The organism is Malonomonas rubra (genome assembly GCF_003247215.1).
GTDB lineage: Bacteria > Desulfobacterota > Desulfuromonadia > Desulfuromonadales > Geopsychrobacteraceae > Malonomonas > Malonomonas rubra_A.
Window position 1 is genome coordinate 1 of record NZ_QKAP01000017.1, and the last position, 3,817, is coordinate 3,817.

Consider the following 3,817-nt stretch of genomic DNA (forward strand, 5'->3'; position numbering starts at 1 on the left):
GCCGAGTGCCGCTGCAGAGCTTGTAGTGCGAAACCGGCTCGATTTGGAGCGCCACCTTGATCAACTGGTCATACGGCTTGGCAAGCAGATGCATTCGCGGCTCCAGCTGTTGCAAATCCGTCTGCAGGGGCTGGAGAAGCGCCTTAAATCGCCGCTTGAACAGGTTCGCTATCAACGAATACGGCTGCAGCAGTTGCAACATCGCCTGCAGCAGGCGATTTCAATGACCCTGAACCGCCGCAAAGAGTTCTTGTCGGTATTATGCGGCCGTCTGGATGCACTTTCCCCGTTGGCGGTACTCAGTCGTGGCTATGCCATCGTTCGGAGTTACAAAACAGGTGGAGTCGTTAGGGATGAGCAGCAGGTTGTTGTTGATGAACACCTCGAAGTCAAACTGGCTAAGGGAGAGCTGTTTGTAAAGGTGGAGTCAGGAAAACCAGAAAAGAAGTGACGGGTGAGGGAAAGAACTTGACGCCAGAGTTGCTGGCTGGCGATAATTGAACTTTTGAAATTAATGAGCAGGATAGGTCTAGATGGCAGATAAAAAGGGTTTTGAAGCAGCTCTAATTGATCTGGAAAGGGCCGTTAACCAGCTGGAGAACGGCGACTTGTCGCTTGATGAGGCGCTGCAGGTATTCTCCGATGGGGTTCAGCAAGCGGAACTCTGCCGCAAGGCATTGCAGGATGTTGAACTGCAGGTCGAGCAGTTACTGAAGCAGGCTGATGGCAGTTTACAGTCCGAGGCATTTGATGATGAGCAATGATTGGCAGCTTGACCCTTACTTGAAGGAACGGATTCATCTGACCGAGTCTGCCCTCGATCTGTATCTGCCTGGCACCGAAACCTTGCCGGCCAGTCTGCATGAGGCGATGCGTTACTCGGTTTTCGCTGGCGGGAAACGCATTCGCCCGGTGTTGATGATGGCTGCCTGCGAGGCGGTTGGTGGTACCCCAAAGCAGGTTTTGCCTGCCGCCTGCGCAATCGAGATGATCCACAGCTATTCGCTGATTCATGATGATTTGCCGGCAATGGATGATGACGACTTTCGGCGCGGCAAACCGTCCAATCACAAGGCCTACGGAGAGGCGAAAGCGATTCTGGCTGGAGATGGATTGTTGACCGAAGCCTTTATCCTGCTCTCCAGCCCGCGGGTTTTTACCGATTTAGATGGAGAAAAACGCCGGGAAGTGATCAATCTGTTGGCTCGTAATGCCGGTTCACGTGGCATGGTAGGCGGTCAGGTTGTCGATATGGAGTCGGAAGGGAAGGAGGTCGACCTACCGACTCTAGAGTATATCCATACGCATAAAACAGGAGCTTTGATCCTGGCGGCGATCGAAATTGGGGCGATTATCGGTGGGGCGGACGCAGAACAGCGTCGGGCTCTTTGCCGTTATGGGGAGGCTGCTGGTTTGGCTTTTCAGGTCGCCGACGACATTCTTGATATTGTTGCTGATCAAGATGAACTGGGCAAGGATGTTGGCAGCGATCAAGAACGTAAGAAAGCAACTTATCCGGCGCTGCTGGGTCTTGATGGCGCTCGAGAAAGAGCACGTGAATTGAGAAAGTTGGCATTCTCTTCACTAGATGTATTTGGCGAGTCGGCGCGCCCTTTGCGCGAGATCGCCAGTTATATTGTTGATCGATCTTTTTGAGAGTAACTTTTGTCGCATCCAAAGCGGCGGGCAGGATGGCGATGACAGAAGTTGAAGGTGAGGTTATGGGCAGTATTTTATCTGAATTGAAATCACCTGCTGAGCTAAAGCAACTTAGCAAAGGGGAATTGTTACAGTTGGCTAAAGAGTTGCGTGAGCAGATCGTAGCAACAGTTGCTGAGAACGGCGGGCATCTCGGCAGTTCGCTCGGTGTTGTCGAACTGAGCATTGCTTTGCACAGGGTGTTTAATTCTCCTGAGGATAAAATAATCTGGGATGTCGGCCATCAGGCCTATGCACATAAGCTGCTGACTGGTCGTTTGGACCGCTTTCATACCTTGCGGCGGTTCAATGGGATCAGCGGTTTCCCGAAGCGGAGTGAGAGTGAACATGACTCCTTCGATGTCGGGCATTCCAGTACTTCGATTTCGGCCGCTCTAGGAATGGCTGCCGGGCAGGACATCCTTGGTGGAGATAATAAGGTTATCGCCGTGATCGGCGATGGTTCCTTGACCGCTGGAATGGCATTCGAGGGACTCAATCATGCGGGGCACTTGAAACAGAAACTAGTCGTTATTCTAAATGACAACGAAATGTCTATATCACAGAATGTCGGTGCACTTTCCTCCTTCTTGAGCCGGAAGCTCTCATCTGATGCATTCATTCGTTTTAAAAAAGAAACCGAAAACTTTCTCAGCCATGTGCCCGGTTTCGGTAAGGAACTGGTGAATATAGCCAAGCGTGCTGAAGAATCATTGAAAGGGTTTATCACGCCGGGGATGCTTTTCGAAGGTTTCGGTTTCGATTATTTCGGTCCGATCGATGGTCATAATCTGGATGAACTGATGGTAACTCTGGAGAATGTTTCCAACATCAAGGGCCCGGTGTTGCTGCATGTTGCGACTAAAAAAGGGAAGGGGTTTGAACCAGCTGAACAGAATCCTCCCAAATATCATGGGGTGGGGCCTTTTGACCCTGTAAGTGGTGAGATCAAATCAGGTAAGCTGGGCGGAGCGGTATCTTATACCGGAGTATTTGGTGATACTTTGGTGGAACTGGCTGCTGAGGATGATCGGGTCATTGCGATCACGGCGGCGATGGCCGAAGGGACGGGGCTGAACCGTTTTGCTGAGACCTACCCAGAGCGTTTTTTCGATGTCGGTATTGCCGAACAGCACGCCGTTACCTTTGCCGCCGGTCTGGCCTGTCGCGGGTTGCGGCCGGTGGTGACCATCTATTCCACCTTTATGCAGCGCGCTTACGATCAGCTTCTGCATGACGTTTGTCAGCAGAACTTACCGGTTACTTTTGCCATGGACCGTGGCGGGCTGGTAGGAGCCGATGGCCCGACACACCACGGCGTATTCGACCTTTCTTTTATGCGGCATATTCCGAACTTGACCTTTGCTGTGCCGCGCAATGAGGTTGAACTGCGTCGGTTGATGAAAACTGCGACCTTGGCTGACGGTCCTTTCGCTTATCGTTATCCGCGAGGCAGTGGGGTGGGCCTGCCACTGGAGGGTAAAATCGAGCCGCTTACGATCGGCAAAGGAGAACTGCTGCGGGCAGGGAGTGATGGCCTGATCATAGCGGTCGGAGTGATGGTTGGCGAGGCGTTGGAGGCAGCCAAGATTATGTCTGGGGAAGGGATCGAGATCAGTGTTGTCGATGCCCGATTCGTTAAACCGCTTGATCGAGATTTGATACTAACCCAGGCCGCCAAGGTGCCGTTTGTAGTGACTGCCGAAGAAAACGCCTTGCAGGGAGGTTTTGGCAGTGCTGTGCTTGAGCTGTTGAACGATTCCGGTTTGCCGCTGCCGGTTGTGCGGGTCGGTATCCCCGATCACTTTGTTGAGCAGGGGACACAGGCTGAACTTCGTACTCAGCTTGGCATAGATGCCGATGGCCTGGTTGTTACGGTAAAAAAGGCCTTGGTTGCAATTCAGGCACAATTATCAGCTGGTTGAATTGCAAAGGCTCAAGATTAGCGGATTCTCTCTGGTAGCATTGAGCCTTTAAAATCTGATATGTCTGTCAGTCGTCAATCAGAAAATAGCCGACCAATCCCTTGTCTAAAAGGGTGTTGTTGTTCAATAGCCTCAGGACACAGGCAGAGACGGGATCTTATGGCGACGTTTGATCCCTCTGATATGCGCGGGTT

4 protein-coding genes are annotated in these 3,817 nt (G+C 52.0%); all 4 read left to right on the top strand.

What is annotated here, in order from left to right; genetic code table 11:
- Nucleotides 1-451, top strand: a 451-nt coding sequence (locus tag Q7J88_RS01775; RefSeq protein ID WP_303720434.1) for an exodeoxyribonuclease VII large subunit, incomplete at its 5' end; no start/stop codon positions are given.
- 82 nt (nucleotides 452-533) lie between these two features.
- A complete protein-coding gene (gene xseB, locus Q7J88_RS01780; protein WP_303720435.1) occupies nucleotides 534-764 on the top strand; it encodes an exodeoxyribonuclease VII small subunit in 231 nt (76 codons plus the stop codon).
- Entirely contained in the window at nucleotides 754-1,656 is a 903-nt protein-coding gene (locus Q7J88_RS01785) for a polyprenyl synthetase family protein (protein WP_369681947.1), read from the top strand. The genes xseB and Q7J88_RS01785 overlap by 11 nt, the downstream gene beginning before the upstream one ends.
- A gap of 65 nt (nucleotides 1,657-1,721) precedes the next feature.
- Nucleotides 1,722-3,623: a 1-deoxy-D-xylulose-5-phosphate synthase gene (dxs, locus tag Q7J88_RS01790; RefSeq protein ID WP_369681948.1), complete on the top strand. Its 1,902-nt coding sequence runs from the start codon at nucleotides 1,722-1,724 to the stop codon at nucleotides 3,621-3,623.
- Nucleotides 3,624-3,817 lie beyond the last annotated feature (194 nt).

Coding starts and splice junctions, on each gene's coding strand:
- dxs (WP_369681948.1), top strand. CDS start 1,722: ATGGGCAGTATTTTATCTGAATTGAAATCACCTGCTGAGCTAAAGCAA.
- Q7J88_RS01785 (WP_369681947.1), top strand. CDS start 754: ATGAGCAATGATTGGCAGCTTGACCCTTACTTGAAGGAACGGATTCAT.
- xseB (WP_303720435.1), top strand. CDS start 534: ATGGCAGATAAAAAGGGTTTTGAAGCAGCTCTAATTGATCTGGAAAGG.